This window comes from Delftia sp. NA_296.1, from assembly GCF_052692095.1.
This window is the reverse complement of sequence record NZ_JBQZGF010000018.1, coordinates 26,184-52,500: the sequence shown is the minus strand read 5'-3', so window position 1 is coordinate 52,500 and position 26,317 is coordinate 26,184. Positions and strand designations below refer to the sequence as shown.

Below are 26,317 nucleotides of genomic sequence, written 5' to 3'. Positions count from 1 at the left end.
AGCGCCCAAATCGCCCAAAGCTCCCAAAGCGCTCAGGGCGAGCTGGCCGTGAAGGTGACCTGCCCGGTGTAGGTGCCTGCCCTGCGGGAGGCCAGGTTGGCATAGGACAGGGTCCAGTTCGCCGTGCGCTGGGTGACCAGCCCCGCAAAGGCGGTGGCCACCACGTTGACCGCTGCGCCCGTTCCCGTATTGGGTATCAGCGGTGCGGGCAGGTTGCTGTCGCTGGTGGCGATGGTGATCTCCGACAGCGGGATGGTATTGGCCCCGCTGGCCAGCGCCGTGGTGGCGGTGGCGCGCAGCGTGACCTGGCCTGCGTTGCTGCGCACCTCCACCGGCAGCACATTGCCGCTGGGCGTGATGCTGAAGCTGGGGGCCGCGCCGCTCCAGTTCACCGAGGTGTTGCTGCCCGCCACGGGCGTGGTGGGCACGCCAGGGATGGACGGGGCGAGCACAAAGGCCACGCTGCTGGTCGTGCCGCCGGGCGTGGGCCAGGTGCCGTCGCCTATGCGAAAGAAGATGAACTTGTCGATGGCGATGGTGAAGTCCAGGTTCACTGAGGTGCTCAGCGGCACCAGCAGGCTGGGGCCTGTGGTGCTGGACGCCGCATGCACGGTGTGGCCCAGGCCGCCCAACGCCATGGACAGGGCCAGCCACGCGATCGGCCTGGTTGCCATCACTTCAGTTCCACATCGATCTTGAAGCTGCCTTTTTCCCAGTCCAGGCTGCCCTTGGCCTTGACCGGATACGCGGGCGGCGGGGCGGGCTGGCCGTCTTCGCCCTTGGGCATGAGGGCCAGTGTGCGTGTCTGGCCGGGCAGTATGGGCGTGCCTTCCGGCACCAGTTCGAAGCGGCGGCCCTTGTTGTCCACGGCGTCCAGGCTGCCTTCCAGCCGGCCATGGGCATCGCCGGTGTTGCTGACGGTGACCAGGGCGCGGCGCGTCTTGCCGTCTTCGGCCATGGAAAGCTGGCGAATGTCCAGCTGGGGCGCAGCACCTCCCAGCGTCACGTAGACGGCCACCGCGATGCGGCCCGTGACAGGCAGGCTCAGGCTGGCGCCGCCGCTGCGTATGACGGTCTGCTGCGCGGGCTCCACGCCTTCGATGGCGATCATGAAGCGGCATTCGCCGCGCGGCGCATCGGCAGGCGGCTCCACCTGGAAGCGGAAGGCCTTCTTGCTGCGGCCTGCAATCGTGACGCTGCGCCGCTCCAGCAGCACCCAGGGCCGGCAGCTGCCGGGCAGCAGTTCGTCGTGGTAGGTGATGTCGCCCGTGTCGGAATAGGTCCAGTCGATGGTGCGCATTGCCACCTCGGTGGGTGCCGAGGCCAGGTTGTGGATGTCCAGCGATTGGCCCGTGCGCGCACCCGGCTTGGCCGACAGCTCGAAACGCGAGGGCGCCACGGCCAGCTCGAACGGTGCGGCGGCGGCGCCGCTGCAGGCGATCAGCAGGGCCAGTGAAACGGCGATGGGAGGAGCTTTCATGGCAGGGTCTCGATCTCGAAGTAGGACTCGAAGCTCAGTGCCGAGCCCCGGGTCAGGCGCAGCTCGGCAGGGTCGATGTGCAGCGTGAGGTCAAAAACCTCGGCCATCCAGGGCGTGCGGACCATGCCGTTCCAGACCTGGACCCGGTCGCCGGGCCGGCCCGTGCCGCCCGCAAAGACGCCGTTGCCGCGCCACTGCACCTGCATGCCCGCAGGCGAGCGCAGGCCCGTGACCAGGGCGGGAATCACATAGAAGATGCGCGCCGTGCGGCCGACATGGGGCGCCATGGCCAGCCGGTATTCGATGCGTCCCATGGGCAGCTCCAGCAGCCGCTCGCCGACGACCCTGGCCCGGGCGAAGTCGCTGCGGACCTGGGACCGGGGCGAAGCCGAGTCGTCCAGCCGCGCCACTTCGGCATGCGCCGCGAGGGCCGTGGCCCAGGCCAGCGCCATGCACAGGAGCGGCCACGCCAACCGCCTCATACCATCGATGCCGTGAAGCGCACGGTGCCCTTGTAGTTGCCGCCCGGGTAGACCACGTCGTTGTCGTAGGTGAACTGCAGCACGGTGCCGGTCAGTTGCCGTGACTGGACGGTCCAGCCAGCGACCGGGCACAGCGCGCCAGAACAGACGGATGCGTTCGCGTTGTAGCTGGCGATGGATTGGCCGGCGCTGGCGGTGAAGCGCCCGTTCTGTATGTCGCCGGACGCAGCATTGCCGTTGTTCGATGCCACCCAACTGATCTTGCTGAACGGAATGGTCGCGCTGCCGCAGCCACCCGACTGGCAGGAAAGTGCGGTGGATGAATCGACGACCAGGGTGACTGGCCGGGCCACGGCGGTGCCCAGCGCGGGACGTGTGGGAGACACCGAGACACTGATGCTGGGCGTGCCCGTCACGGCCACGGGCGTGAGGCCGGCGTTGGCTCCCGTCACGCTGAAGGCCACGGTGTCCACGGTTGCCCCGGTCGTGCCCACGCGCAGTGTCAGGCTGTAGTTGAGCAGGTCTGTGTCGGTCACGATGGTGAACACGGCCTGCGCGGGCGGCTGCACAACGCAGAGGGCCGCTGCGGCCAGCAGGCGAGGCAATGCCTTGTCCATCAGATGCCCTGGGCCGTATACGTGATGACGTTGGTATAGGTATTGGCAGCCCAGCTGGCCGGCGTACCTCCCAGCGCATATGCCCAGGTTCCCGTAGCAACCACGTTGGAGGGGAACGAGGTGGATGCGCAGGCACCCAGATTGGGCCCGGGGTGGGGCAGGGTGCCGGTGGTCGTGACGGTGAAGTCCGCGTTGGCGGGGCCGCCCGTGGCATTCCAGGCGCCGACCGCGCAGTTGATGGTGCCGGCGCCGGCATTGGTCCAGGCATAGACCGTGAGCGTGGCGGCAGCCGAGGCGGTGGCCACGGTGGGCGCGGCGCCGTTCCAGTCCACGTTGGTGTTGTTGACCGAGGCCAGCGGCGTGGTGGGTACGCCTGGGATGCTCAGCGTCGAGGTCCAGGTCACCGTGTCCACCGTGGTATTGGTCGAGCCCACGCGCAGCAAGATGAGCTTGGGCACGGTCACGCTGAGGTTGACCTTGGCCTGGGCCGTGATGGTTCCGGTGCCCGATCCGTACTGGCTCTCGGCCATGGCAGGCAACGCGGTCAGGGCCAGGCCGAGGCCGCCGAGCGATGCGGCCAGCAGGCGTTGGGCGATGGGTGTTCGTTTCATGGAATCTCCTTGGATGGAACGGGTTGCCTGGGAAGCCTGTGCGCCTTGATCAGTCATTCATTCACTCATTCACTCATTCACTCACTCGCCCACCTTGACCACGGCAATCGACGCCGAGGCCTGGCCGCGCAGGGGCACGTGCACGCTGCTGGTGTTGTCGCCGGAGGCGCCCCAGGGCAGCGGTACGCTTTCCTGGGTGAGCGACAGCCGGTGGTGGCCGGTGGGCACCACCGGGAATTCGAACTGGCCATCGCGGTCGGTCACCGTGCGGTAGCGGCCGTCAAGCACCACCTCGACGCCGGCCACGCCCACCTCGCCCGCCTGCTGTTCGCCGTCGCGGTTGGCGTCGTAGAACACGCGGCCGGACAGGCTGCCGCCGCCCACGCCTTCACCGGGTGCGCCTGCGGCCGCATAGGCCGTGCCCGCGCTGCCTTCCCAGCGCAGGTAGACATAGGCGGTCTTATCGTCGCTGCGGTAGAGGTTGGGCAGGGAAGAGGGCGTCGGCAGCAGCGAGGACCGGGCCTGGTTGAAGTGCGCCATGACGCCCATGCGCCAGCCCCGGCCCAGTTCCTTCTCGGCCGACAGCGAGCCCGACAGGCCCCGGCTGGTGTAGAGGCTGCCGCTTTGCGAGGTGTAGCGCAGGTTGCCGGCCAGCTGCAGCCCGCTTTCCAGCCAGTAGCGCCATTGCAGCCCGGCCGTTGGATAGTTGCGCGACATGCCGCCGCTGCGGTCGCGCGCATAGCCCAGCGTGGTGGTGAGCTCGGACCGCAGCGTTGCCTGGCGTGCACCGGCCCAGTCCTGCTCCCACTGCACCTCCTGGCCCGTGGCGGAGGAGTCGCCCAGCACGATGAGCTCGTTGCGCCGCACGGTCAGCATGAAGCGGCTGCGCGGCCAGTCGAAAAAGCGGGTCTGGTAGAACGCGCTGCCATAAAGGCTGCGCGATTGGCCGCCGCCTGCGGTGCCCGCATCGTTGCGCGTCTGGTAGGCGCTGAAGCTGCCGCCCACGGCCGTGTGCCGGTCGAACTGGTATTGGGCATTGCCATTCGCTCCCAGGCGGCGGTAGCCCGACAGTTGAAAGCCTGCATCCTGCGCCGTGGTTTGCGGCGTGCGTTCGTAGTCCAGCCCCATGCCCCAGCTCAGGCGGGTGACATGGCGGTCCACGCGCCAATAGGCGCCGCGCGCCGCGCTGGACAGCGCGTAGTCGCCAAAGTGCAGCTGGGGCTGGGCTGCATGCAGGCCGAATTCATGGCGGTAGGCGCCAGCGCGCGCGCTGGCCTCGATGAACAGGCCATGGGCGCTGCGGCCCTCCGTGCCGGCGGTGCCTGCCGCTGGAGAGGACAGGGGCGCGCTGGTACGGCTGCCCAGCAGCGTGGTGCGGAGCCTGAAGTCGCCATCGCGCAGCACGCCGCGCCCGTAGCCCAGCGAGGCGGCCCAGCTGGTCACGCGCTTGCTGCCCAGGCCCAGGGCGGAGCCGGGGTCGTATTGCGTGTCATCGCCGGGGTAGTGCCTGGGACTGTAGTAGGCGGGAATATCGTCGGCCTGGTCCAGCTGGAAGGCGGCAAACCAGGGGCCATCCAGCCGCACGGTGGCGCCCAGCCAGCCCAGCGTGCCCTGGTTTTTCTCGAACCCGGGGTAGGGCCCTCCCGTGAGAAGGCCGCGCTGGCCGTAGCCCGCGCGCAGGTCCAGATCCGGGCGGAAGATGCGCGCCGAGGCGCCGCGCACCGTGGTCGAGCCCAGCGACAGCCGGTAGTTGCGCGCCAGGCCATCGGTCAGCTCGCTGTAGAGGTCGCCCACGGCCGTGTCGGCGAAGGTCTGCGTGGTCAGCGGAAAGCCAAGGTTGCGCAGCGTGAAGCGCTCGCTCGTGGCTTGCCGGGCATAGCCCAGGCCGCCAATGCTCAAGCCACCCATACCCAGGCCATTGCCAAAGTTGTCGCCGCTCAGGTGCCGGCCTTCGGCCTGCAGGGTGAACTCGCCGTAGTTCAGTGTCTCGCGGCGGTATTCGAGGCGCTGGCCGATTTCTGTGGCGCGCTGGCGGCCATGGCCGGTGGTGCGGGATTCGCCCAGGCCCAGGCGGCTTTCCACCACCCAGGCGCGAAAGCCCTCGGGCTGCTCGGCTTCGGGCTCGGCGGCAGCGGACTGTGCGATCTCGTCCGGATCCATGAAACGGTCCTGGTAGGCGGGGGCGGCCCCTTCGGAGAGTGCCTTGAGCCGGGCCTGCTCGGCCTGGTCGCGGTCCAGGGATTCGATGCGTGCCTCAGCCATGGAGGTACCGGCAACGGCCGCCGAAGAAGGTGTTTGCGCCTGTGCGCCGCACAGGAAGACGGGAGCGGCTGCCAGGCTCCATCCAAGGCACGCGAGCGGCAGGCGCGACCAGACTCCAGCGGGGCCGGCAACGGTCCGCGGCAGCGTTCGAATCATCAACCAAGATCCCTGCTTTATTCATCGGATGCCAAGCCATCTGGCCAAAACAACTGATCACAAAACTGCGGAAAATGGCTGAATGCGTGCAGCCATCGATTGGTCCCTGCAAATACCGGCGCTGCACTTCAAAGACCGGCCGTTGTCAATGGTGTGCCGAATGAGAGGTATTCAGGGTGAATATCATCGTTCCCTAAATGGCATGGTTTATCCAGTAGGACGACATGCTGCCGGATGGTAGGGGAAAGAGTGATGCCATTCGATGTTCATCTGTAGCGCTGCGGTGCCTGGCTGGCAGTGCCCAGAGGGCAGTTGGCAGGCTTTGCTTTTTTGGCCATGGATGGATTTCAGGTTTTCTATTGATAGCAATGAATCATTTGTTTTCATGCGGCAATATAGGCTGCTGGGCGTTATCTCCGTATTCAGGCAATGCATCTGTTGGAAAACGAGGGTTCTCATCAGATTCCGGCTGCTGGAGAATCAAGGAATGGCGCAACTGAAGTGCGCCAGGTTCTGATTGGTTTTTGGACTGGTATCAGGCCAGGTTCATTGATGCAGGCTAAAGCACCTGCACCAATGCAAGCTGCCGCAATCATTTGCCCTGTCTTCATGAACTCTCAGGCGCATCACAGGCAAGGCCAACGCAGGCCCCGGGCACCCTGGAGGGCGCTCGTGGTCATGGCGTTGGCTGTCGTTGTGACCCTGGTGGCAGGCCTGTACCCCTGGAATGCCCCGCAGCATGGCAAGGCGGCAAGCCGCATGGAAGGCTTTGCAGGCGGCGCGTCCCTCATGGCCAAGAAGCGCCAGTTCCATGTGGTCCAGCGGCTGAAGACCCACCGCCTGGCCGAAGCCGAGCGGCGCCAGTTGCTGGCCCGTGACACCGGCGCGCGGAATGTGCGGGAGGCGTGGCAGGCGCGAGAGTTGCGGGAGGTGCGCGCGATGGCCGGCCCGCTCTCAGTCCACCAGCGCCTGTATGGCCTGCAACTGCGCCGCCAGCCCGGGCCGCGCGGCTGGAAAAGTCTCCTCGAAGGCGGCGGTGCCTACCGTGAAACCCGCGGCACCGCTGGCAAGCACGGCCGCGATGCGTTCGCTGCGATCAATGGAGCCGGCCACGACCACGGGCTTGTCCACCGCATCGCAGACCGCCTTGATCAGGGCCGGCACGTCGCCCCGGAAACGGTAGGCCAGCAGGTCCAGGCCATGAACGCCCTCCAGCCCCGCGATGCGGCGCGCGCTGGCCACGATGTCCTCGGCCGGCCCTGAAAGCACGCTCGGATGCCCGCTGATCCTGCCGGGAAACGGATAGTAGGCAATGCCGCTGCCGCGCAGCACGGGCAGCACTGCCTCGGGGCGCGTGCCGCCCATGAGAACGTCCACACCGAGCTCGACCGCCGCGCGGGCCGAAGCCACCTCGCTGGCCTCGTCCAGGCTGACGACTTCCAGATAGACCCTGGCACCGCCCGCGCGGATGTCCCGGGCCAGCTCGCGCAGCTGGGGCAGGGGCAGGCCTATGTCCTTGAAGCCCACATGGCGCACGCCCTGGGCCAGCACTTCGCGCAGCCGCTCGCGCGCATCGGCAATGGTCTTGTCCTGCTGCGTGAGCATGAAGATGAAGTCCGGGCGCTGCGCCTGCCCGCTGGCGCCGGAGCGGCCCGCCTGCACCATGGCCGCCGCCTGGCGCAGCGCGCAGGCCAGGCTGGCATGGTCAGCACGGCCCGTGCCGGCGATGTCGAAGGCCGTGCCGTGGTCCACCGAGGTGCGCACGAAGGGCAGGCCCACGGTAATGTTCACGCCCTGCTCGACGCCCAGGTACTTCACGGGAATCAGCCCCTGGTCATGGTATTGGGCGACCACCACGTCGAACTCGCCCCGGCGTGCCCGCATGAAGACCGTGTCGCCCGGCCAGGGGCCGTTGGCGTCTATGCCCTCGGCACGTGCGGCCGCAATGGCGGGGATGATCACCGAGCGGTCCTCGTCCCCGAACAGCCCGTTCTCGCCGGCATGCGGATTGAGGCCCGCCACGGCCACACGGGGCCGGGCGATGCCGAACGCCCGGCAGGCCCGGTGCGCAAGGCGGATGGCACGCAGTTCGTTGTCCGGCGTGACTGCGGCAATGGCCTGCTGCAGCGGCACGTGGATGGAGACCAGCAGCACCCGCAGCTCGTCATTGGCGAGCATCATGGCGAAGTCGCGCGTGCCCGAGCGCTCGGCCAGCATCTCGGTATGGCCGGGGTGGGGGCAGCCCGCGGCGCGCAGCGCCTCCTTGTGGATGGGGGCGGTCACCAGGCCTGCGACTTCGCCGGCCAGGGCCAGGTCAATGCCGCGCTGTATGTAGGCATGGCAGGCGGCCCCGGCGCGCGCATCGATGCGTCCCCAGGCCAGGTCCTCGGGCAGCCGGTCCCCGGTCTGGAGCACGAAGAGGGTGGCGGTTGGCACGGTGGCGGGAACCTGGGCCGGCGCATCGATGGCTTGGATGCGCGGGTGCACGCCCAGCATGTCGGCTGCCCGCTGCAGCCGCCCCGTGTCGCCGATGACGAAAAAAGGCGCATGGGGCCGGGCAGGGTCCATGGCCAGTTTGACGATGATCTCGGGGCCTATGCCCACGGGATCGCCCATGGTGATGGCCAGGGGTGCGGGGGCGATGGCGGGGGCTTCGTTCATGGTCATTGCTGAAAGCTCAATCGATGGAGGTACTTTGCATGAAAATCGCACTGCAGAAAATCGATATGGATTCAGTATTCAGTTGATCAAAAGTCAATTGAAATCTCTCCCCACGCCCTTTCTTCGATGTGTCCGATGTGTCCGATGCCGCCCTCCAGTCCCATGGCCCCACCCACCCATATGCCGCCGCTGTCCGCCCTGCGTGCCTTCGAGGCCACGGTGCGCCACGGCAGCGTTTCCAAGGCCGCGCGCGAGCTGCACCTGACCGATGGCGCCGTGAGCCGCGCCGTGCGCGACATGGAAGAGGCGCTGGGCTTCGCGCTGTTCCAGCGCAGCAACCGCAGCATCATTGCCACCCCCACGGCGCGTGTGCTGGCCGAGGAGGTGGCCCTGGCGCTGGAGCGCCTGCGCGGCGCGCTGGGCCGTGCGCGGCAGGCCGCCGGGCCGGACCGGCCGCTGGTGCTGTCCTGCGAGCCCACCTTTCTGATGCGCTGGTTGATTCCCCGCCTGGGCGGTTTGCAGGAAGCGATCGGCACGCAGCGCGAGCTGCGCCTGGTGTCGGCCGGCGGCTCGGTGCCCTTTGCGCGTGAAGGCATCGATCTGGCCATACGCCGCGCGGATTTCGACATGGGCGCCGATGTGGTTGCCGAGCCCTTTTTGCAGGAGCACGTGGGCCCCGTCTGCAGGCCTGCACTTGCGAAGACGCTGGCACGCTCCGGGCCGCTGGGCGGCGTGCTGCTGCACACGGCATCGCGCCCGGACGCATGGCGGCATTGGAGCGAGCTGACCGGCGTGCCGCTGCAGCCCGGGCGCGAGGCCCGCTTCGAGCATTTCTACCTGAGCCTGCAGGCCGCCGTTGCCGGGGCGGGCATTGCCATCGGGCCGCTGGCGCTGGTGGCCGACGATCTGGCCAGCGGCACCCTGTGCGCGCCGCGCGGCTTTGTGGCCGACGGCTCGCACTACGTGCTCATGTCACCCAGGCCGGTGCATGACGAGGCCCGCTTCGCCCTGGTGCTGGAGTGGCTGCGCACGCAGACATTGCCGCTGGCGCGGGCCGATGCATGACTTGCGCCTGCCCGGCTTCACTGGTCGTGCTCGGACAGCTCCCGCCAGTGCGTGCGGGTGAATGCATAGACGGTTTCCAGCGCCGGTGACAGGCTGCGCGCGCCCATGCGCGCCATGCCGTAGCGGCCGCAGCGCCGGGGATCGGCGGGCAGGGGCACTTCGGCCATGGTGCCGCTGGCGCGCTCCTGGCGCGTGATGGACAGCACGCCGAACAGCAAGGTGTCCGTGGCCAGGGTCACGCTGCGCAGCAGTTCCAGGTTGTTGCAGTGCAGGGTGAACAGCTTGTCGGGCTCGGCTCCCTCGCCCCACAGCTCGGCCAGCTGCCGCGCCATGGCCGTGCTCAGCGTGGTGGTGGCCAGGGGGTAGCGGCGGATCTCGTCCATGCCGGGGTTTTGCAGCACGGGGTGGCCCGCGCGGCAGACCAGGCCGGCGGGCAACTCGCCCAGCAGCTCCATGTCCACGTCCTCGGCGGCGCGCAGCACATAGGCGTCGCCGACGATGGCGTCTATCGACTCATTGCGCAGCAGCTCCAGCAGGGCGCTGGTGGCGCCCATCTCGGTGCGCACCTTGATGCGCGGATGCGCCTGCGCCATGTGGATCAGAAAGGGCTTGAGCAGCAGTGCGGCCGGGGCCGGCGCCACGCCTATGGCCAGTGCGCCCTCCTGGCCGCCGCGCAGCAGCTCCAGGTCGCGTCGCAGCTGGGTTTCCTCCAGCCGCATGCGGCGTGCGCGCTCGGCCACCAGTTCGCCGAAGACCGTCAGCCGGGCGCGCCGCGCGCCCCGGTCGAACAGCTGCGCCCGGAGCTCGTCTTCCAGCGCGCGGATGCTGCGGCTCAGCGCCGGCTGGGTCAGGTGCACGGCGCGCGCCGCGTCCGAAAAAGTGCCGTGCTCGACGATGGCCAGCAAGTGCCGCAGCTTCTGGGTATCCATGCGTGTTCCTCATGGTTTGTTAGCAGATTTCTCATTTGAATTATAGGTAGGCACTTCCTAAGATCGCATCCATGGACATTGAAACGTCCTATAGAGCGGCCACAACCGCCAACTCTTTCATCGGAGCAAAAGGAGACAAATCATGCTCAAGCTGTTCATCGGCATAGGCATCCCGTACATCGCGGTGATCGGCCTGCTTCCCTGGGTCGCGTCCGTCGATCGCTTCGTGTTCGGCGTGCCCTTCATCTACCTGTGGATCTTCATGTGGTTCGTGCTGACGTCGCTGTGCATGCTCGTGTGCTGGCTGATGTTCGACCGCCACGAAGCCGACGACGTGCAGTCGGCCTGAACGGAGCACCGCCATGACCACCGCAGTCTTTCTGGGCTTCATCGCACTGTCCCTGTACCTGGCCATCCGTTCCCGCACCGGCAAGGGTGCGCAAAGCGTGCATGACTTCTTCGTCGCCTCGCGCCAGTTCGGCGCCTACCTGGTGTTCTTCCTCGCCGCCGGCGAGATCTACAGCATCGGCACCATGGTCGGCTTTCCGGGCGGCATCTACGCCAAGGGGCCGACCTATGGTGTCTGGTTCCTGGGTTACATCCTGCTGGCCTATCCGCTGGGCTACTTCCTCGGCCCCATGATCTGGAAGGCCGGCCTGCGCCACAACGCCATCACCCTGCCGGACCTGTTCAAGGGCCACTTCGGCAGCCGCGCGCTGGAGCTGATCGTGGCCGGCTCGGCCATCCTGTTCCTGCTGCCCTGGGGCCAGCTGCAGTTCACGGGGCTGGTGGCGGCGCTCAAGGGGCTGGGCTGGAACTTCCAGCCGCTGCACCTGCTGCTGATCTCGGCGGGCCTGGCCTTCACCTACATCGCCATCTCGGGCGTGCGTGCCTCGGCCTATATCGCCATCCTCAAGGACATCCTCATGGTGGTGGCCATCATCGCCACGGGCGTGGCCGTGGGCTGGCATGCCGGGGTGGGCGATGTGTTCGCCGCCGCCAGTGCCAAGGTCAGCAACCACATGACCGATACGCAGCTGCGCTTTTCCATGAGCACCATGCTGTTCCAGGCGCTTGGCTTCTACATGATGCCGTTTGCCGTGCAGAACTTCTTCACGGCCAAGAGTTCGCACACCATCCGCCGCACGCAGATCGCCATGCCGCTGTACATGCTGATGTACCCGTTCCTGGTGCTGGCCTCGTACTACGCCATCAGCCAGAACCTGGAACTGGCATCGCCCAACGAGGCTTTCTTCGCCGCTGCCGTGCGCCTGCTGCCCGACTGGCTGCTGGGCCTGGTCGCCGCAGGCGCCGCGCTGTCGGGCCTGCTGGTGCTGGCGGGCATCTGCCTGGCCATCGGCCCCATCGTGGCGCGCAACCTGCTGCCAGGCCTGCCCGAGGCCAAGCAAAAGCAGGGCGCCAAGGTGGTGATCGTCATCTACCTGCTGCTGTCCATCGTGATGACGCTGCTCACCCCCAACCTGATGCTGACCCTGATCAACACCACCTACTACGGCGTGACGCAGTTCTTCCCGGGAATGATGGCCATCCTGTTTGGCTGGCGCATCCGGCCCCTGGCCATTGCCCTGGGCATCGTCTGCGGGCAGGCGCTGGCCATCGTGCTGTACCTGCAGCAACCGGACTTCGGCGGCATCAACCTGGGCTTCATCAGCCTGGCGCTGAATCTGCTGGTCACGGCCATCGTCCACTGCCTGCCGCGTGCGGCGCACGTCAAGACCGCCTGAGGGAAACATCCCCATGAACCACGAAACCAGCGAGCGCGTGCGCATCTTCGCGGCGCGCACCATCCTCACCATGAACCCGGCCCAGCCACAGGCCACCCATGTGGCCGTGCGGGGCAGCACGGTGCTGGCGGTGGGCGGGGAGGCCGACATGGCCGCCTGGCCCGATGCCGAGCGCATCGACCACCTGCGCGGCAAGGTGCTCATGCCCGGCCTGATCGAGGCCCACAGCCACCTGATGGAAGGCGCCATGTGGGATGCGGTCTACCTGGGCTACTTTGACCGCCGCGATCCCGACGGGCGGCTGTGGCCCGGCCTGCGCACGCTGGACGCCGTGCTGGCCCGCCTGGCCGAGGCCGAGCGTGCCCTGCCCGACGCGCAGGCCACGCTGCTGGCCTGGGGGTTCGATCCCATCCTCTTTGGCAGCAGCCGGCTGTCGGTGCGCGAGCTGGACCGCGTCTCGCGCACGCGGCCCATCGTCATCCTGCACGCCAGCGTGCACCTGATGAATGTGAACTCGGCCATGCTGGCGCTGGCCGGCATCGACGAGGACACCGATATCGACGGCATCCACAAGGACGCCGAGGGCCAGCCCACGGGCGAGCTGCAGGAGTTCGCCGCCATGTATCCGGTACAGAAGGTGATCGGCAGCGCGCTGTCGCTGGCCGCTGCCGAGCAGCGCGAGGCGATCTGGAAGTTCGGCCGCGTGGCCCAGCTCGCGGGCGTGACCACGGCCACCGACCTGGTCAGCGATCTCTCGCCCCAGGGCCTGGCCGCGCTGCGCGAAGTGACGGGCGACGCGGCCTATCCGCTGCGCATCGTCCCGGCCTTTGCGCCGCAGCGCAACCCGGAAGGCGGCACCGCGCGCGTGCACGCCGCTGCCGCATCGTCGGCCAGCGACAAGCTGCAGTTCGGCCCCGTCAAGTTCATCGTGGATGGCTCCATCCAGGGCTTCACCGCGCGCCTGCGCGCTCCTGGCTACGCCGGCGGGCAGCCCAACGGCCTGTGGCTGATTCCGCCGTCGCAGCTGCCCGCGCTGTTCGAGCCCTTCCACCTGGCCGGGCTGCAACTACACATCCACACCAACGGAGACGAGGCCACCGAGGTGGTGCTGGATGTGATCGAGGACCTGCTGGCCAGGCACCCGCGCGCCGACCATCGCCACACCCTGCAGCACTGCCAGCTGGCCAGCAGCGCCCAGCTGCAGCGGGCCGCGCGCCTGGGAATGTGCGTCAACTTCTTCTCCAACCATCTCTATTACTGGGGCGATGCGCACGCCGGGCAGACCGTGGGTATCGAGTGGGCGTCGCGCATGAATGCGGCGGGCACGGCACGGCGCCTGGGCATGGACTTTTCCATGCACTCCGATGCACCCATCACCCCCATCAACCCCTTGTTCACCGCCTGGTGCGCCGTGCAGCGCGAAACCGCTTCAGGCCGCGTGCTGGGCGAGGCCGAGCGCCTGTCGGTGGACGATGCCTTGCACGCCATCACCATGGGCGCGGCCCGCACCCTCAAGCTGGAGCAGCGCGTGGGCAGCATCGAGCCCGGCAAGCTGGCGGACTTCGCCGTGCTGGAGGACGATCCCCGCGCGGTGGCGCCAGCGACGCTCAAGGACGTGAAGGTCTGGGGCACCGTGCTGGGCGGCCGCATCTTCCCCGCGCCCGGGTCCCAGCCATGAGCACGCCGGCCGCCGCGGCGCAGCGGGCGCCCATTCCCATGGTCGTCGTGGGCGGCTACCTGGGCGCGGGCAAGACCACCTTGCTCAACCGGCTGCTGGAGCGCGCCGATGGCCTGCGCGTGGCCGTGCTGGTCAACGACTTCGGCGAGATCAACATCGACGCCGCCCTGATCCGCACACGCAGCAGCGACGTGCTGCAGCTGGAAAACGGCTGCATCTGCTGCTCCATCGGCGGGCGGCTGGCCGAGGCCCTGGCCGCCGTGGGCGCGCGGCCCGACCGTCCGGACCTGCTGGTCATCGAGGCCAGCGGCGTCTCCGACCCCGTGCGCATCGCCCAGGTCGGCATGCTCGACCCCGCGCTGCAGCTCAACGCCATCCTGGTGGCGGTGGATGTCCAGGACGTCGATGAGCAACTGTGCGACCCGCTGGTCGGCGACATGGTCCGCCGCCAGATCGCCGGCGCGACGGCGCTGGTGCTGACCAAGACCGACCTGGCCAGCGCGCCGATGATCGGCAAGGCAAGGCAGCGCCTGGCCGAGATCGCCCCGCACACCATGGTGCTGACCGCACAGGGCGGCGAGATTCCCCTGGCCGTCTTCCTGGACGCTGTGCCCCTGCCACGCCAACCGCAGCACCCGCAGCGCCTGCTGGGTGCGCTTGCGGGTGAAGGTGGCGCCTGGAAGAGGGCCGTGGATGGCTCGGCAGGTCTCGCCGGGATGGCAGGAATCACCAGTTTCTCGTACACCACGCACCGGCAATTCGACAAGCAGCGCCTCAGGCAGGCACTGCGCGCCCTGTCGGTGCCGCTGCTGCGGGCCAAGGGCATCGTGCGGCTGCGGGGGCAGCAGCCTTTGCAAGAAATCCATGTGGTGGGAGGCCGGCTGCGCGTGGCGGATCTGGGCGCGGCGCAGGTGGCCGGGTCCGCCTTTGTCTTCATTGGCTGCTTCACGGCGGCGGGGCAGCAGGCGATTCGTGGCCAGCTGGATGCCGCGTTGGCGCCGGAATGATTGAAGAACGTTTTGGACCAAATTTTCTGAATTTTGGATTTCGGCCCAAAAAAACGTATTAGAATTTACGTCTTCTAGGGGAGTCGCCAAGTTGGTAAAGGCACCGGATTTTGATTCCGGCATGCGAGGGTTCGAGTCCTTCCTCCCCTGCCAGATAGACAAAAGCCCTGACAGTTCTGCTGTCAGGGCTTTTTTGTTTTCAGGCCGTGGCCTGCTGCGGGCTGGAGCGCGCACCTGAACCCGCGCCCGCCCTGGCGGCATCCAGCGTGGCGCGTATGCCCTGGGCGTAGGGGGTCTTGGCAATGGGGCCCAGCAGGGCGTGCAGGGCCGAGTCGTCCATGATCAGCGGATCGGTCAGCAGGTAGTGCATCTCGGCCAGTTCGCGCATCAAGGGGCTGAACAGGCCGGCCAGGCGCAGCGCGGTCTTGCCCGCGATGCGCAGTTTCAACGGCCTGCCGCTCAGGCGTTCGATCTCCGAGACGATGTCGCGCTGCGTGGTCGCCCCCGCGCCAGCCAGGTGCCAGACCCTGCCGAATGCCTGCGGTGTGTCGATGAGGCGCGCCACGACGGGGCCCACATCAGGCACATAGACAAACTCGTGCGGCCTGTCCAGCGGGCCGATCATGTCGGCCCGGCCGCCGTGGGCCGCCGCCTCGAAGGCGCCGTGCAGCAGGCTGTTGTGCACTCCGGGGCCGTAGAAGTCGGGCAGGCGCAGCACGGTGGCCTCGATGTGGCCCTGTGCATGGGCTTGCAGCAGCAGGTCCTCCTGGGCTTTGCGCATGCGGCCCTTGAAGGTATGGGGATCGCGCGGATGGTCTTCCGCCACGGGCAGGGTGCGGGCCTTTCCGTAGGGATAGACGGTGCCGATCAGCACGATGCGGCGCACGCCCGCGGAAATGGCGCCTTCCAGCGTCTTGCGCATCAGTTCGGGATGCAATTCAAACTGCCAGTAGTTCACGCCCACCAGGTAGATCAGCGTGTCCACGCCGTGGGCGGCAGCCTCGATGGAGCCGGCGACATCCGGGGTCCAGGTGGCGATCTCGGCCAGGGGATCGGCGCCGAAGGTCTGGCGCAGGCTGGCTGCGTTGCGGCCGACCACGCGATAGGCGCGGCCCTGTTGTCTGAGCGCGGCGGCCAGGCTCTGGCCGATGGCGCCTGCGGCGCCGAAAAGTGCAATGGATGGCATGGTGCGGGTCCTGTGTTGACCATGCCAGTGTCCGCAACACGCTGCAAAAGGAAAATTGCCTAGAATCTTCTGGTGTCCATGCATAAATGAATGGATCAGTGATGTCGGAACCCCATTGGGAGTGGTATCGCAGCTTTTTGCAGGTGCTGGAGTCCGGGTCGCTGTCAGCGGCAGGCCGGGCCATGGGCTTGGCGCAGCCAACCGTGGGCCGGCACATCGACGGGCTGGAGTCGGCGCTGGGCCTGCAACTGTTCACCCGTTCGTCCGATGGCTTCGCACCCACCGAGGCGGCCTATGAATTGCAGCCCTATGCGGCCAGCATGGCCGCGACGGCTGCCGCGCTGCGCCGCGTGGCGGCCAGCCATGGCGCGGGCGTGCGCGGCACGGTGCGCCTGACGGCCAGCGAGGTCGTGGGCGTGGAGCTGCTGCCGCCCGTGCTGGCGCAATTGCGCGCGGCCCATCCTGAATTGCGCATTGAACTGGTGCTGTCCAACGCGGTCGATGACCTGCTGCGCCGCGAGGCCGATGTGGCCGTGCGCATGTTCCGGCCGCAGCAGGAGGCGCTGGTGGCTCGCCATATCGGCGCCATCGAACTGGGGCTGCATGCCCATGAGAGCTATCTGGCCAGGCATGGCGTGCCGGCTTCGCTGCAGGAGCTGGCCGGGCATTCGCTGATCGGCTTCGACCATGAGAACGCCTTCATCCGCAGGTTTCAGCAGCAGTTTCCGATGTTCACGCGCGAGGCCATGGCGCTGAGCTCGGACAGCGACCTGGCACAACTGGGCGCCATCCGCGCTGGCTTTGGCATCGGCATCTGCCAGTCGGCGCTGGCGGCCAGGGACGCGGGCCTGGTGCGGGTGCTGCCGCAGGCATTCTCATGGAAGCTCGATACCTGGGTGGCCATGCATGAGGACCTGCGCAAGAGCGAGCGCTGCGCCGTGGTCTTCAAGGCGGTCGCGCAGGCGCTGACGGCCTATGCCAGCAGCGGTGCCTGACGACCCGGACGCCTGTGTTTCATTGGGCGTGCAGCAGGCAGCAGCGCGCGAGATGGCGCAGCATGGATTTCCTGCGCTGGGATGCAACAAACGCCTGGCAGTTGTGGGCGATGTAGCCCGCCATGACCCCGGTCAGACCGGCGACGGCCCACAGCGGGATGGGCACCAGGGAGTCCAGCAGCACGGCGCAGCCGGCCAGCAGCAGCAGGCACGGAAGCAGCCGCAGCAAGGCAGCTTGCAGGGGTTGTTGCCTGCGCAGGAGGGCGAGGACCTGGATGGCAGTGCGTCTGCGGAATCTGCCGGCTTGCTTGCGAAGAACGTTCACGGCTCGTGTCGGGCGTTGATGTGCGTCAAAAAATTGTGTGCAAATGTATCACCTCGCTGCGTGAACATCAAATGCGCCGGTTCCATGAGAAATGAAAAGGGCCCGCGCATGGCGGGCCCTGGAAAACTGCCGTGTTGCGCCTGGGCTCACCGCATCTCGAACTCGATGGCGATCAGCACGAAGGCCGCCATCCACAGCGTCTCCACCACCAGCAGTGCAAAAGGCCGCCAGCCGGCCTGGGCCAGTTGCTGGAACGAGGTCTTCAGGCCCAGGGCCGCAATGGCCAGCACCAGGCAGTTGCGCGACAGGTCGCTCAACTGGTGCTGCAGGCCCGGCGGCACCCAGCCCAGCGAGTTGATGGCCACCAGCGCGACGAACACCCACAGGAACCAGGGCACCAGGCCCGGCTTCTTGCCGTGGTGCTGCTCGGCCGCAGCCTCGCGCTGGCGCTTGAACAGGGCCGAGACCATGACCACCACCACGGCCAGCATGGACACGCGGAACAGCTTGACGATGGTGGCGTAGTCCCCGGTGGCCTGGTCGATGGTGTAGCCCGCGCCCACCACCTGGGCCACATCGTGGATGGTGCCGCCGATGAACAGGCCCGCCAGCTCGGGCGGCAGGTGCAGTGCGCGCGCCACCAGCGGGTACAGCACCATGGCGGCCGTGGACAGCACGGTGACCGTGACCACCACGGTGAGCGTGAAGCGGTCGCTGTCCTTGTCGCGCGGCAGCACCGACGAGATGGCCAGCGCCGCCGAGGCGCCGCAGATGGCCACCGCGCCGCCCGACAGCACGCCCTGCGGCCGCGTCAGGCCCAGGCGCCGGCCCAGCAGCGTGCCGCACAGCAGCGTGGTGACCACGGCCGCGATGACGATCAGCGCCGTGGTCCAGCCCAGGCCCGCGATCTGCGTGGCCGTGATGCGCGCGCCCAGCAGGCCCACGCCAAGGCGCAGCACGCCGCGTGCACAGAACTCGATGCCCGGCTTGGCGCGCGCGTCCTGGCTCAGGAAGTGGAAGGCCACGCCGAAGAACAGCGCGAACAGCAGCTGCGGCCCGCCGTGCAGCGTGGAGACGAAGGTGGCTGCCAGCGCAATCACGCCCGACAGGCCCGTGCCGGGCAGGAGCTTCAGCCATTGCAGCATGCGCGGCACGGGCGGCTGTGCTGCCAACGGGGCTTGAACCTGGCTCATGGCTGCTCCTTGCCGCCCGCCGCATCGGCCAGCACGGCCAGCGCGCAGGACGCGATGCGGCTGGCCACCGAGTCCGAACGGCTGGTCAGCACGATGGGCACGCGCATGCCCAGCACCAGGCCCGCGCACTCGGCATCGGCCATGTAGACCAGCTGCTTGTAGATCATGTTGCCGGCCTCCAGGCTGGGCACCAGCAGCACGTCGGGCTGGCCGGCCACATCGGAGACGATGCCCTTGTGATGCGCCGAGCGCAGCGAGATGGCGTTGTCGTAGGCCAGCGGCCCGTCGAGGATGGCGCCGCTGATCTGCCCCCGGTCGGCCATCTTGCACAGCGCGGCCGCGTCGATGGTGCCGGGAATGGCGGGGTTGACCGTCTCCACCGCCGAGAGCACGGCCACGCGCGGCCGGGCGATGCCGATGGCACGGGCCAGGTCGATGGCGTTCTGCGCAATGTCGCGCTTGTCCATCAGCGTGGGGAAGATGTTGACCACGCAGTCGGTCATCAGCAGCGGGCGCTCGAAGCCCGGCAGGTCCATCACGAACACATGGCTGGCGCGGCGGCTGCCGCGCAGGCCGGCCTCGCGCGCCACGGCAGCGCCCAGCAACTCGTCACTGTGCAGGCTGCCCTTCATCAGTGCGCGGGCCTGGCCGCTGCCGCACAGCGCCGCCGCCTGGGCCGCCGCCGCGCGCGGATCGTCGGCGGTGGAATGGATGGACGCGCCCGCCAGATCCAGCCCGGCCGACTGGGCCGATGCCCGGATGCGTGCCTCGGGGCCCACCAGCAGCGGCGTGATCAGGCCCGCCTGCGCGGCCTGCATGGCGGCCTGCAGCGAGCCCGCATCACAGGGATAGGCGACGGCCACCGGAATGGGGCCTTGCGCCTTGGCCTGGTCGAGCAAGTGCTGGAGATGGGGACGGGGCGTGGCGGGCGCATCATCGGCGGCCACGGCGAGTGAAAGTGGGGGCATGGGAGAACTCCTGGCTGCAAGGCTGGAAACCCGCGTTGTGCGTGGAGAAGCCCGGGGGGCAAGGCCCCGGGCCGTAAGCGCAGCCTGCGCAACCGGCGCGGCCCAGGCGCGAGACAGCGAGCAAGGGCCGCCCCGCCGCGAGGCTGTCGTCCCCCTTTCAGGGGGAAGGCGCGCAGCGCCTCAGGGGGTATCAGACGGCGTCAGACGAAGTCTTTGTACTTTTCGAGGAAGCGCACGGGCTTGGCCAGCGCATCGCGGCGGAACGGGTCGCCCAGTTCGCGCGTGCACATCACCTCGATCACGCAGGTCTTGCCATGGTTCATCTGCAGGTCGATGGCCTTTTGCAGCGCCGGGCCCACGTCCTCGATCTGGTCGACCACGATGCTCTCGGCGCCCATGGCGCTGGCAATGGCCGCGAAGCTCTCGCTTTCCAGCTCGCCGGCCACGAAGCGGCGGTTGTAGAAGTCCACCTGGTTCTTCTTCTCCGCGCCCCACTGGCGGTTGTGGAAGACCACGGCCGTGACGGGAATGTCATGGCGCACGGCGGTCATGATCTCCACCATGCTCATGCCCCAGGCGCCGTCGCCGGCGTAGGCGATGGCCGGACGGTCGGGCGCTGCGCACTTGGCACCGATGATGGTGGGCAGGGCATAGCCGCAGTTGCCGAAGCTCATGGGCGCGAAGAAGCTGCGCGGCTCGTCGAAGCGCAGGTAGCTGTTGGCCACGGAGTTGATGTTGCCGATGTCGGTGGAGACCATCACGCGCGGCGGCATGGCCTTCTCCAGCTCGCGCAGCACCTGGCGCGGGTGCAGGTACTGGCCGCCCGTGGGCGTGCGCTCGCCCTTGGCCTCTTCGATCATGTCCAGGCTGTAGGGGTCGCGCTCATGCGTCCACTCGTCCAGCTCCTTCTCCCATGCGGCCTTCTCGGTGGCGATGGTGTCGGCGCGCGCGGCCTTGGTGGCGTCGCAGGCCAGGGTCTGGCCCTGCAGGCGGCGGCCCAGCTCGCGTGCCACGGCCTTGGCGTCGCCGTGGATGCCCACCGAGATCTTCTTGACCAGGCCCAGGTTGGTGTGGTCGGCCTCGACCTGGATGATCTTGGCGTTCTTGGGCCAGTAGTCCATGCCGTGCTGGGGCAGGGTGCCGAAGGGGCCCATGCGCGAGCCCAGCGCGATCACCACGTCGGCCTGGGCGATGAGCTTCATCGCGGCCTTGGAGCCCTGGTAGCCCAGCGGGCCGGCCCACAGCGGGTGCTTGGCGGGGAAGGCGTCATTGCGCAGATAGCCCGTGACCACGGGTGCGCCCAGGCGCTCGGCCAGCTGCCTGCATTCCTCGACCGCATCGCCCATGACCACGCCGCCGCCGGCCAGGATCACGGGAAACTTGGCCGTGGCCAGCAGTTCCGTGGCGGCCTGCAGGCTGTTTTCGCCGCCCGAGCCGCGCTCCACGCGCATGGGCTTGGGGATTTCGCACTGCACTTCGCCGTAGAAATAGTCGCGCGGAATGTTCAGCTGGGTGGGACCCATCTCGGAGATGGCGCGGTCGAAGCAGCGGGCCGTGAACTCGGCCATGCGCTTGGGGTTGCAGACATGGCCCTGGTACTTGGTGAACTCCTGGAACATGGGCAGCTGGTTGGCTTCCTGGAAGCCTCCCAGGCCCATGCCCATGGTGCCGGTCTCGGGCGTGATCATGACCACGGGGCTGTGGGCCCAGTAGGCGGCGGCGATGGCGGTCACGCAGTTGCTGATGCCGGGGCCGTTCTGGCCGATCACCACGCCGTGGCGGCCCGAGACGCGCGCATAGCCGTCGGCCATGTGGGCGGCGCCCTGCTCGTGCACCACGGGGATCAGGCGGATGCCGGCGGGCGCGAAGATGTCCATGGCATCCATGAAGGCCGAGCCCATGATGCCGAACATCTCCGTGACGCCGTTGGCCACGCAGGTCTCCACAAAGGCTTCGGAAGGGGTCATCTTCTGGACGCCTTCGACCACCGTACGATTGTTGGCTGCAGTCATGTTGTCTCCTTAAAAATGGAACTTAATGTTCCGAAAAAAGAAATTACGGCGCAAGTCTAGGACCGACTTCGCCTGGATGTCAAACAAATTTCTTTTTTCGGAACAAATTGACTCGAAAAATTGAAAAACATATGATGACCAACACCATGAACACCCGTGACCCCATCCCTGCCCGTATCGATGGCGACACGCCCAACCTGCGGCTGTTCGCCCTGCTGGAGGCCATTGCCCAGAAGAACGAGCCCTTCACGCTGCAGACCATGGTCGAGGAGACAGGCCTGCCCAAGCCCACCATGCACCGCATGCTCCAGCAGCTCGAGGGAGCGGGCATCCTGCAGCGCGAGGGCAATGGCCGGCACTACGGCACGGGCCGGCGCCTGATGCGGCTGGCCGAGAGCGTGCTGCTCAACAACACCACGCACGGCGCACGCCATGCGGTGCTGGCGCAACTGGTGCGCGACATCGGCGAGAGCTGCAACATCACCGCCTTCTCGGGCAGCGAGGTGCTCTACCTGGACCGGGTGGAGACGCCCGCGCCGCTGCGCTTTTATCTGCACCCGGGCTCGCGCGTGCCGGCCCATTGCTCGGCCACGGGCAAGCTGTTCCTGAGCCAGATGGCGCCTGCGCAGCGCAGGCGGCTGCTGTCGGCCGTGCCGCTGGAAGGCTTCACGGCCAACACGCTGACGGCCTTTGACGCGCTGGACGCCGAACTGGACCAGGTGCGCGCCCAGGGCCATGCCTTCGACAACGAGGAATTCCTGCCCGGCCTGCTGTGCCTGGGCGTGCTCGTGCCCTCCATCCAGGGCGGCCCCTCGAACATGGGGCTGGCCGTGCAGGCGCCCATCATGCGTTTCACGCGCGAGCGGGCGCTGTCCTTTCTTCCCCAACTGCGCGCGGCGGCCGAGGCGATTGCGCGCATCAACGACGAAGTCCCCCCGGGAGCCCCTGACGATGACTGAGCTGACCCTGATGCATCCCACGCGCACGCTTGGCGTGCGCGAGACCTTCGGCCTGGACACCGACATGCAGGTGCCGGCCTTTGCCGAGCGCAGCGAGCATGTGCCGGCCGTGGACCCGGCCTACCGCTTCAACCCGCAGGCCACGCTGGCCATCCTGGCCGGCTTTGCACACAACCGGCGCGTGGTCATCCAGGGGCTGCACGGCACGGGCAAGTCCACCCATATCGAGCAGGTGGCGGCGCGGCTGAACTGGCCCTGCGTGCGCGTCAACCTCGACGGCCACATCAGCCGGCTGGACCTGGTGGGCAAGGACGCCATCGTGCTGCAGGAGGGCCGCCAGGTCACGCAGTTCCAGGAAGGCATCCTGCCCTGGGCGCTGCAGCGGCCCGTGGCCCTGGTCTTCGATGAATACGACGCGGGCCGGCCCGATGTGATGTTCGTCATCCAGCGCGTGCTCGAACGCGAGGGCAGCTTCACCCTGCTGGACCAAAAGCGCGTGCTCCAGCCGCATGCGCAGTTCCGCCTCTTCGCCACCATGAACACTCTGGGCCAGGGCAACCTCAGCGGCCTGTACCACGGCACGCAGATGCTCAACCACGCCCAGCTCGACCGCTGGAACCTGGTCACCAGCCTGGACTACCTGGCGCCTGCCGAGGAAGCAGCCATCGTGCTGGCGCGCGTGCCGCAGTTGGCCACGCCGCAGGGGCGCGAGCAGGTGGCCGCCATGGTGGCGCTGGCTGCGCTCACGCGCAAGGGCTTTGCCGTGGGCGACCTGTCACTGCTGATGTCGCCGCGCACCGTCATCACCTGGGCCGAGAACGCGCAGATCTTCCACGACCTGCGGCTGGCCTTCGAGCTGTCCTTCCTCAACAAGTGCGAGCCGGCCGAGCGGGCCATCGTGGCCGAGTACTTCCAGCGCTGCTTCGGCCAGGAACTGGCGCTGCGCGACGAGCCCGCCCATGCCTGCTGAGGCATCCCCCTCGCTGGCGCGCATGGAGGCCTGGGGCGGCGCGCTGCTGCGCGCCATGGCGGGCGACGCCTCGCTGCAATGGAGCGGGCAGACGCTGTACCGGGGCACGGCGCCCGTGGTGCTGGCAGCGGCCCACCAATCCGATGTGCCGGCCCGATTGGCCGACCAGCGCGGCCTGCTCGACGGCGCCAGTTTGCGCCTGCGCCTGAGCGATGCCGCGCTGCACGCGCGCCACCTGCCCAGCGACCCGGTGGAGCGGCTGGTGTTCGAACTGCTGGAGCAGTTGCGCGTGGAAAGCCTGGCGCCCGAGGAATGGCCCGGCGCACGCGCCAACCTGCATGCGCGCTTTGTGCACTGGAGCCAGGCCTTTGCCGATTCGGGCCTGACCGAAAGCAGCCTGGGCATCCTGCTGTTCACCGTGGCGCTGACCGCCTGGAGCCGCCTGAGCGGCCATGAGCCGCCCGATGCCCTGGCCGACCTGGCCGAGGCCACGCGCGCCGGCCTGTCCGCGCAACTGGGTGCGCAGTGGGCCCTGCTGCGCCGCCACCGGCAGGACCAGCAGGCCTTCATTGCGCCGGCCCTGGCCATCAGCCGCTGGGTGGGGCAGGCCGTGCGGTCAGCCCAGGAAGAGGCGCCGCGCGGCGCTGGCGGGCCGCGCCGGCGGGGCAGCTTCGCGCTGCCGCTGCACTTTGAATCGCAAAGCCTGGATGCGCCGCCCGTGGCGCTCAGCGGCGACAGCCGCGCCTGGGCCGGCTCGGCCCACAGCTACCGCGTGTTCACGCGCGCCTATGACCGCGAGGCGCAGGCGGCCGAGCTGATCCGCGCAGCGCAACTGGCCGAGTTCCGCGGGCAGATGGATGACGAACTGGCGCGCAGCGGCTTGCACGCGGGCCGGCTGGCCCGCCACCTGCAGCAGCGCCTGGCCGTGCCGCGCCACGACGGCTGGCAGTTCGGCCTGGAGGATGGCCACCTGGATGCAAGCCGGCTGGCGCAACTGGTCAGCGATCCGCAGCAGCGCGCCATCTTCAGGAACGAGCTGCCGCGCCCCGTCAGCGATGCGGCCGTGGCCCTCCTGCTGGACTGCTCGGGCTCGATGAAGGCGCATGCGCGCCCGCTGTCCCTGCTGGTGGACCTGCTGGGCCGCGCGCTGTCCATGGCCGGCGTGCCGGTGGACGTGCTGGGCTTTTCCACCCAGGCCTGGAACGGCGGCCGCGCCCGCCGCGACTGGCAGCGTGCGGGCCAGCCCCACATCCCGGGCCGGCTCAACGAGCGGCTGCACATCGTCTTCAAGGACGCCGCCAAACCCTGGCGCCACGCCCGCCACGGCATTGCCGCGCTGCGCAGGCCCGACCTCTTTCGCGAGGGCGTGGACGGCGAGGCCGTGGAATGGGCCTGCGAGCGGCTGCTGGCGCGGCCCGCGCAGCGCCGCATCCTGCTCGTCATCTCGGACGGCTGCCCCATGGACACGGCCACGCACCAGGCCAATGACGAGCACTACCTGGACCAGCACCTGCGCCAGGTCATCGCCCGGCACGAGCGCGCGGGCGACGTGCAGATCCGCGCGCTGGGCGTGGGGCTGGACCTGGGCGTGTTCTACCGGCGCAGGCTGGCGGTGGACCTGCGCGAGCAGATCGATGAAGCCCTGCTGATGGACGTGGCGGAGTTGATCTGTCGGCCGTGATGTCGACGGCCGTGATGCCCTCCGCGATAGCGACTTCGCTCAGTCCCCATCCCGCCCGGCTGGGACTGCAGATCTAGCGGACCTGCGCGACAAAGTCGCTCACCAACTGCGCAAACTCCACGGGCATTTCCACGGCACTCAAATGCGCGGCGGGCAGCGACACCAGCTGCGCGCCCGGAATCTGCGCCTGCATGTCCTCGGACAGGGCAGGCGGCGTGGCCTCATCGCGACTGCCCGCAATGAGCAGTGCGGGGCAGGCGATGCGCCGGTTGCTCTCGCGAAAATCGATGCCGCCCACGGCCGCACAGGCGGCCGCATAGGGCTTGGCCGCCAAAGCCTCCAGCCCAGCGCGCAAGGAGGCCACGCGGGCCGCCTGCCCGGTGCGGAACTCGGGGGTGAACCAGCGCTGCATGGCGCCGTCGGCAATCACCGCCACGCCCTGGTCGTGCACGGTGGCAATGCGCGCCTGCCAGCCTGCGCGCGCGGCCTCGTCGTAGTAGCTGGCCGAATTGGCGATGGTGATGCTGCGCACCAGCGCCGGATGGCGCACGGCCAGGGCCTGGGCCGTCATGCCGCCCATGGACAGGCCCACGAAGTGCATCGGCCCCTGGCCCAGCGCCTCGATCACGCCGGCTGCGTCGTCTGCCAGGTCGTTCATGTCGAAAGCCTCGCCGATGGCGGGCGAGCGGCCGTGGCCCCGGTGGTCGTAGCGCACCACGGTGAAGCGGTCTTCCAGCGCCTGGGCAACGCCGTCCCACATCTGGAGGTCACAACCGAGCGCGTGGCTCAGAACGAGGGCCGGGCCTTGGCCCTGCTGCACAACATGGAGTTTCGACATGGCGGTCACTGCTTGGGGAAAAGGCGATTATGGGATGGCCCATGCGGGCGGGCGGCTACGGATACCACGCATATCCGGCATCTCAGCCCCATAATCCCCAGCCATGCACGCCCTGCGCAACTCCGTCTCGTTGGCCCGCCTGGTCATGGCGTGGTTCGCGTTGACGCTGGGCCTGGCCATTGCATCGCCCCTGGTGCACCCGCAGGCCATGGAGCTGGTCTGCACGGCTGGCGGCAGCGTCAAGCTGGTCGTGGTCAACGGTGAAGAAGGGCAGGCGGTGTCGGCCCAGCATTCGCTGGACTGCCCGCTGTGCCTAGCGGTGACGCCGCCGCCCGCGCATGTCTCCCCCTCCTGGGCGCAACCGCAGCCGCTGGGCCGCGCGCTGCAGCCCATCGTCTCTGCCCGCATTGCCTCCCTGGTCGGCGCGCCGCTGCCGCCGCGCGGGCCTCCCTTGCTGCTGCTGATCGCCTGAGCTCTCGGCTGCTGTGCAGCGCTGT

The 26,317-nt window shown here is 68.3% G+C and carries 24 protein-coding genes and 1 tRNA gene; 11 read left to right on the top strand and 14 right to left on the bottom strand.

Going from position 1 to position 26,317, the window contains the following annotated elements; all coding sequences use genetic code 11:
• Positions 1–32 precede the first annotated feature (32 nt).
• The 7 genes from ACUTR7_RS28630 to pdxA all read right to left on the bottom strand — a co-directional run bounded on the left by ACUTR7_RS28630 (position 33) and on the right by pdxA (position 8,275).
• Complete coding sequence (locus ACUTR7_RS28630; RefSeq protein ID WP_043824811.1) at positions 33–674, bottom strand: hypothetical protein; 642 nt, start codon at positions 672–674, stop codon at positions 33–35.
• Positions 674–1,480 carry a hypothetical protein gene (locus ACUTR7_RS28625; RefSeq protein ID WP_180317872.1) on the bottom strand — a complete coding sequence of 269 codons (807 nt, stop codon included), beginning with the start codon at positions 1,478–1,480 and terminating at the stop codon, positions 674–676. Before ACUTR7_RS28625 ends, ACUTR7_RS28630 begins: the two co-directional genes overlap by 1 nt.
• Positions 1,477–1,962: a hypothetical protein gene (locus ACUTR7_RS28620; protein ID WP_445610361.1), complete on the bottom strand. Its 486-nt coding sequence runs from the start codon at positions 1,960–1,962 to the stop codon at positions 1,477–1,479. The genes ACUTR7_RS28625 and ACUTR7_RS28620 overlap by 4 nt, the downstream gene beginning before the upstream one ends.
• Complete coding sequence (locus tag ACUTR7_RS28615) at positions 1,959–2,579, bottom strand: hypothetical protein (protein ID WP_013803844.1); 621 nt, start codon at positions 2,577–2,579, stop codon at positions 1,959–1,961. The genes ACUTR7_RS28620 and ACUTR7_RS28615 overlap by 4 nt, the downstream gene beginning before the upstream one ends.
• Entirely contained in the window at positions 2,579–3,190 is a 612-nt protein-coding gene (locus ACUTR7_RS28610; protein ID WP_180317870.1) for a hypothetical protein, read from the bottom strand. The genes ACUTR7_RS28615 and ACUTR7_RS28610 overlap by 1 nt, the downstream gene beginning before the upstream one ends.
• Positions 3,191–3,271: 81 nt before the next feature.
• Positions 3,272–5,452, bottom strand: coding sequence for an SdrD B-like domain-containing protein (locus ACUTR7_RS28605; RefSeq protein ID WP_445610360.1), 2,181 nt, complete (start codon positions 5,450–5,452; stop codon positions 3,272–3,274).
• A gap of 1,110 nt (positions 5,453–6,562) precedes the next feature.
• Positions 6,563–8,275 carry a 4-hydroxythreonine-4-phosphate dehydrogenase PdxA gene (pdxA, locus tag ACUTR7_RS28600; protein WP_445610359.1) on the bottom strand — a complete coding sequence of 571 codons (1,713 nt, stop codon included), beginning with the start codon at positions 8,273–8,275 and terminating at the stop codon, positions 6,563–6,565.
• A 156-nt stretch (positions 8,276–8,431) separates the two neighbouring features.
• Between pdxA and ACUTR7_RS28595 the strand changes: the two genes are divergently transcribed.
• A complete protein-coding gene (locus ACUTR7_RS28595; protein WP_063327993.1) occupies positions 8,432–9,334 on the top strand; it encodes a LysR family transcriptional regulator in 903 nt (300 codons plus the stop codon).
• A 17-nt stretch (positions 9,335–9,351) separates the two neighbouring features.
• Here ACUTR7_RS28595 and ACUTR7_RS28590 read toward each other — a convergent pair whose 3' ends face one another.
• Complete coding sequence (locus ACUTR7_RS28590; RefSeq protein WP_034390875.1) at positions 9,352–10,263, bottom strand: LysR family transcriptional regulator; 912 nt, start codon at positions 10,261–10,263, stop codon at positions 9,352–9,354.
• A gap of 142 nt (positions 10,264–10,405) precedes the next feature.
• Here ACUTR7_RS28590 and ACUTR7_RS28585 point away from each other — a divergent pair, with 142 nt between their 5' ends.
• The 5 genes from ACUTR7_RS28585 (at position 10,406) to ACUTR7_RS28565 (ending at position 14,846) form a co-directional block, all read left to right on the top strand.
• Positions 10,406–10,612: a DUF3311 domain-containing protein gene (locus ACUTR7_RS28585; protein WP_034390877.1), complete on the top strand. Its 207-nt coding sequence runs from the start codon at positions 10,406–10,408 to the stop codon at positions 10,610–10,612.
• Positions 10,613–10,625: 13 nt separating this feature from the next.
• Complete coding sequence (locus ACUTR7_RS28580) at positions 10,626–12,008, top strand: sodium:solute symporter family protein (RefSeq protein ID WP_013803838.1); 1,383 nt, start codon at positions 10,626–10,628, stop codon at positions 12,006–12,008.
• 13 nt (positions 12,009–12,021) lie between these two features.
• Positions 12,022–13,686, top strand: coding sequence for an amidohydrolase (locus tag ACUTR7_RS28575; RefSeq protein WP_445610358.1), 1,665 nt, complete (start codon positions 12,022–12,024; stop codon positions 13,684–13,686).
• On the top strand, positions 13,683–14,693 hold the full coding sequence (locus ACUTR7_RS28570; protein ID WP_445610357.1) for a CobW family GTP-binding protein: 1,011 nt from the start codon (positions 13,683–13,685) through the stop codon (positions 14,691–14,693). The genes ACUTR7_RS28575 and ACUTR7_RS28570 overlap by 4 nt, the downstream gene beginning before the upstream one ends.
• Before the next feature lie 76 nt (positions 14,694–14,769).
• Positions 14,770–14,846: transfer RNA gene (locus ACUTR7_RS28565), tRNA-Gln, on the top strand.
• A 46-nt stretch (positions 14,847–14,892) separates the two neighbouring features.
• Here the strand turns inward: ACUTR7_RS28565 and ACUTR7_RS28560 are convergent.
• Positions 14,893–15,879 carry an NAD-dependent epimerase/dehydratase family protein gene (locus ACUTR7_RS28560; RefSeq protein ID WP_445610356.1) on the bottom strand — a complete coding sequence of 329 codons (987 nt, stop codon included), beginning with the start codon at positions 15,877–15,879 and terminating at the stop codon, positions 14,893–14,895.
• A gap of 101 nt (positions 15,880–15,980) precedes the next feature.
• Between ACUTR7_RS28560 and ACUTR7_RS28555 the strand changes: the two genes are divergently transcribed.
• Complete coding sequence (locus ACUTR7_RS28555) at positions 15,981–16,874, top strand: LysR family transcriptional regulator (protein ID WP_071954562.1); 894 nt, start codon at positions 15,981–15,983, stop codon at positions 16,872–16,874.
• Between the two features lie 19 nt (positions 16,875–16,893).
• Here ACUTR7_RS28555 and ACUTR7_RS28550 read toward each other — a convergent pair whose 3' ends face one another.
• From ACUTR7_RS28550 to xsc, 4 genes are all read right to left on the bottom strand, one after another.
• On the bottom strand, positions 16,894–17,103 hold the full coding sequence (locus tag ACUTR7_RS28550) for a hypothetical protein (RefSeq protein WP_012203914.1): 210 nt from the start codon (positions 17,101–17,103) through the stop codon (positions 16,894–16,896).
• A 242-nt stretch (positions 17,104–17,345) separates the two neighbouring features.
• Complete coding sequence (locus ACUTR7_RS28545) at positions 17,346–18,392, bottom strand: YeiH family protein (protein ID WP_013803832.1); 1,047 nt, start codon at positions 18,390–18,392, stop codon at positions 17,346–17,348.
• Positions 18,389–19,360 carry a bifunctional enoyl-CoA hydratase/phosphate acetyltransferase gene (locus tag ACUTR7_RS28540; protein WP_445610355.1) on the bottom strand — a complete coding sequence of 324 codons (972 nt, stop codon included), beginning with the start codon at positions 19,358–19,360 and terminating at the stop codon, positions 18,389–18,391. Before ACUTR7_RS28540 ends, ACUTR7_RS28545 begins: the two co-directional genes overlap by 4 nt.
• A 200-nt stretch (positions 19,361–19,560) precedes the next feature.
• On the bottom strand, positions 19,561–21,372 hold the full coding sequence (gene xsc / locus ACUTR7_RS28535; protein WP_065346922.1) for a sulfoacetaldehyde acetyltransferase: 1,812 nt from the start codon (positions 21,370–21,372) through the stop codon (positions 19,561–19,563).
• Positions 21,373–21,503: 131 nt separating this feature from the next.
• On the opposite strand from xsc, the gene ACUTR7_RS28530 reads away from it, so the two are divergent.
• From ACUTR7_RS28530 to ACUTR7_RS28520, 3 genes are read left to right on the top strand one after another with little or no spacing between them, the layout of a single operon-like run.
• Positions 21,504–22,331, top strand: coding sequence for an IclR family transcriptional regulator (locus ACUTR7_RS28530; RefSeq protein WP_012203918.1), 828 nt, complete (start codon positions 21,504–21,506; stop codon positions 22,329–22,331).
• Positions 22,324–23,301, top strand: a complete 978-nt coding sequence (locus tag ACUTR7_RS28525; protein WP_013803829.1) for an AAA family ATPase — start codon at positions 22,324–22,326, stop codon at positions 23,299–23,301. The genes ACUTR7_RS28530 and ACUTR7_RS28525 overlap by 8 nt, the downstream gene beginning before the upstream one ends.
• A complete protein-coding gene (locus tag ACUTR7_RS28520; protein WP_445610354.1) occupies positions 23,291–24,982 on the top strand; it encodes a cobaltochelatase CobT-related protein in 1,692 nt (563 codons plus the stop codon). Before ACUTR7_RS28525 ends, ACUTR7_RS28520 begins: the two co-directional genes overlap by 11 nt.
• A gap of 73 nt (positions 24,983–25,055) precedes the next feature.
• Here ACUTR7_RS28520 and ACUTR7_RS28515 read toward each other — a convergent pair whose 3' ends face one another.
• Complete coding sequence (locus ACUTR7_RS28515; RefSeq protein ID WP_180317858.1) at positions 25,056–25,820, bottom strand: alpha/beta fold hydrolase; 765 nt, start codon at positions 25,818–25,820, stop codon at positions 25,056–25,058.
• A 103-nt stretch (positions 25,821–25,923) separates the two neighbouring features.
• Here ACUTR7_RS28515 and ACUTR7_RS28510 point away from each other — a divergent pair, with 103 nt between their 5' ends.
• Positions 25,924–26,292 carry a DUF2946 family protein gene (locus tag ACUTR7_RS28510; protein ID WP_012203922.1) on the top strand — a complete coding sequence of 123 codons (369 nt, stop codon included), beginning with the start codon at positions 25,924–25,926 and terminating at the stop codon, positions 26,290–26,292.
• The last annotated feature ends 25 nt before the right edge of the window (positions 26,293–26,317 follow it).

Coding starts and splice junctions, on each gene's coding strand:
- ACUTR7_RS28630 (WP_043824811.1), bottom strand. CDS start 674: ATGGCAACCAGGCCGATCGCGTGGCTGGCCCTGTCCATGGCGTTGGGC.
- ACUTR7_RS28625 (WP_180317872.1), bottom strand. CDS start 1,480: ATGAAAGCTCCTCCCATCGCCGTTTCACTGGCCCTGCTGATCGCCTGC.
- ACUTR7_RS28620 (WP_445610361.1), bottom strand. CDS start 1,962: ATGAGGCGGTTGGCGTGGCCGCTCCTGTGCATGGCGCTGGCCTGGGCC.
- ACUTR7_RS28615 (WP_013803844.1), bottom strand. CDS start 2,579: ATGGACAAGGCATTGCCTCGCCTGCTGGCCGCAGCGGCCCTCTGCGTT.
- ACUTR7_RS28610 (WP_180317870.1), bottom strand. CDS start 3,190: ATGAAACGAACACCCATCGCCCAACGCCTGCTGGCCGCATCGCTCGGC.
- ACUTR7_RS28605 (WP_445610360.1), bottom strand. CDS start 5,452: ATGGCTGAGGCACGCATCGAATCCCTGGACCGCGACCAGGCCGAGCAG.
- pdxA (WP_445610359.1), bottom strand. CDS start 8,275: ATGACCATGAACGAAGCCCCCGCCATCGCCCCCGCACCCCTGGCCATC.
- ACUTR7_RS28595 (WP_063327993.1), top strand. CDS start 8,432: ATGGCCCCACCCACCCATATGCCGCCGCTGTCCGCCCTGCGTGCCTTC.
- ACUTR7_RS28590 (WP_034390875.1), bottom strand. CDS start 10,263: ATGGATACCCAGAAGCTGCGGCACTTGCTGGCCATCGTCGAGCACGGC.
- ACUTR7_RS28585 (WP_034390877.1), top strand. CDS start 10,406: ATGCTCAAGCTGTTCATCGGCATAGGCATCCCGTACATCGCGGTGATC.
- ACUTR7_RS28580 (WP_013803838.1), top strand. CDS start 10,626: ATGACCACCGCAGTCTTTCTGGGCTTCATCGCACTGTCCCTGTACCTG.
- ACUTR7_RS28575 (WP_445610358.1), top strand. CDS start 12,022: ATGAACCACGAAACCAGCGAGCGCGTGCGCATCTTCGCGGCGCGCACC.
- ACUTR7_RS28570 (WP_445610357.1), top strand. CDS start 13,683: ATGAGCACGCCGGCCGCCGCGGCGCAGCGGGCGCCCATTCCCATGGTC.
- ACUTR7_RS28560 (WP_445610356.1), bottom strand. CDS start 15,879: ATGCCATCCATTGCACTTTTCGGCGCCGCAGGCGCCATCGGCCAGAGC.
- ACUTR7_RS28555 (WP_071954562.1), top strand. CDS start 15,981: ATGTCGGAACCCCATTGGGAGTGGTATCGCAGCTTTTTGCAGGTGCTG.
- ACUTR7_RS28545 (WP_013803832.1), bottom strand. CDS start 18,392: ATGAGCCAGGTTCAAGCCCCGTTGGCAGCACAGCCGCCCGTGCCGCGC.
- ACUTR7_RS28540 (WP_445610355.1), bottom strand. CDS start 19,360: ATGCCCCCACTTTCACTCGCCGTGGCCGCCGATGATGCGCCCGCCACG.
- xsc (WP_065346922.1), bottom strand. CDS start 21,372: ATGACTGCAGCCAACAATCGTACGGTGGTCGAAGGCGTCCAGAAGATG.
- ACUTR7_RS28530 (WP_012203918.1), top strand. CDS start 21,504: ATGATGACCAACACCATGAACACCCGTGACCCCATCCCTGCCCGTATC.
- ACUTR7_RS28525 (WP_013803829.1), top strand. CDS start 22,324: ATGACTGAGCTGACCCTGATGCATCCCACGCGCACGCTTGGCGTGCGC.
- ACUTR7_RS28520 (WP_445610354.1), top strand. CDS start 23,291: ATGCCTGCTGAGGCATCCCCCTCGCTGGCGCGCATGGAGGCCTGGGGC.
- ACUTR7_RS28515 (WP_180317858.1), bottom strand. CDS start 25,820: ATGTCGAAACTCCATGTTGTGCAGCAGGGCCAAGGCCCGGCCCTCGTT.
- ACUTR7_RS28510 (WP_012203922.1), top strand. CDS start 25,924: ATGCACGCCCTGCGCAACTCCGTCTCGTTGGCCCGCCTGGTCATGGCG.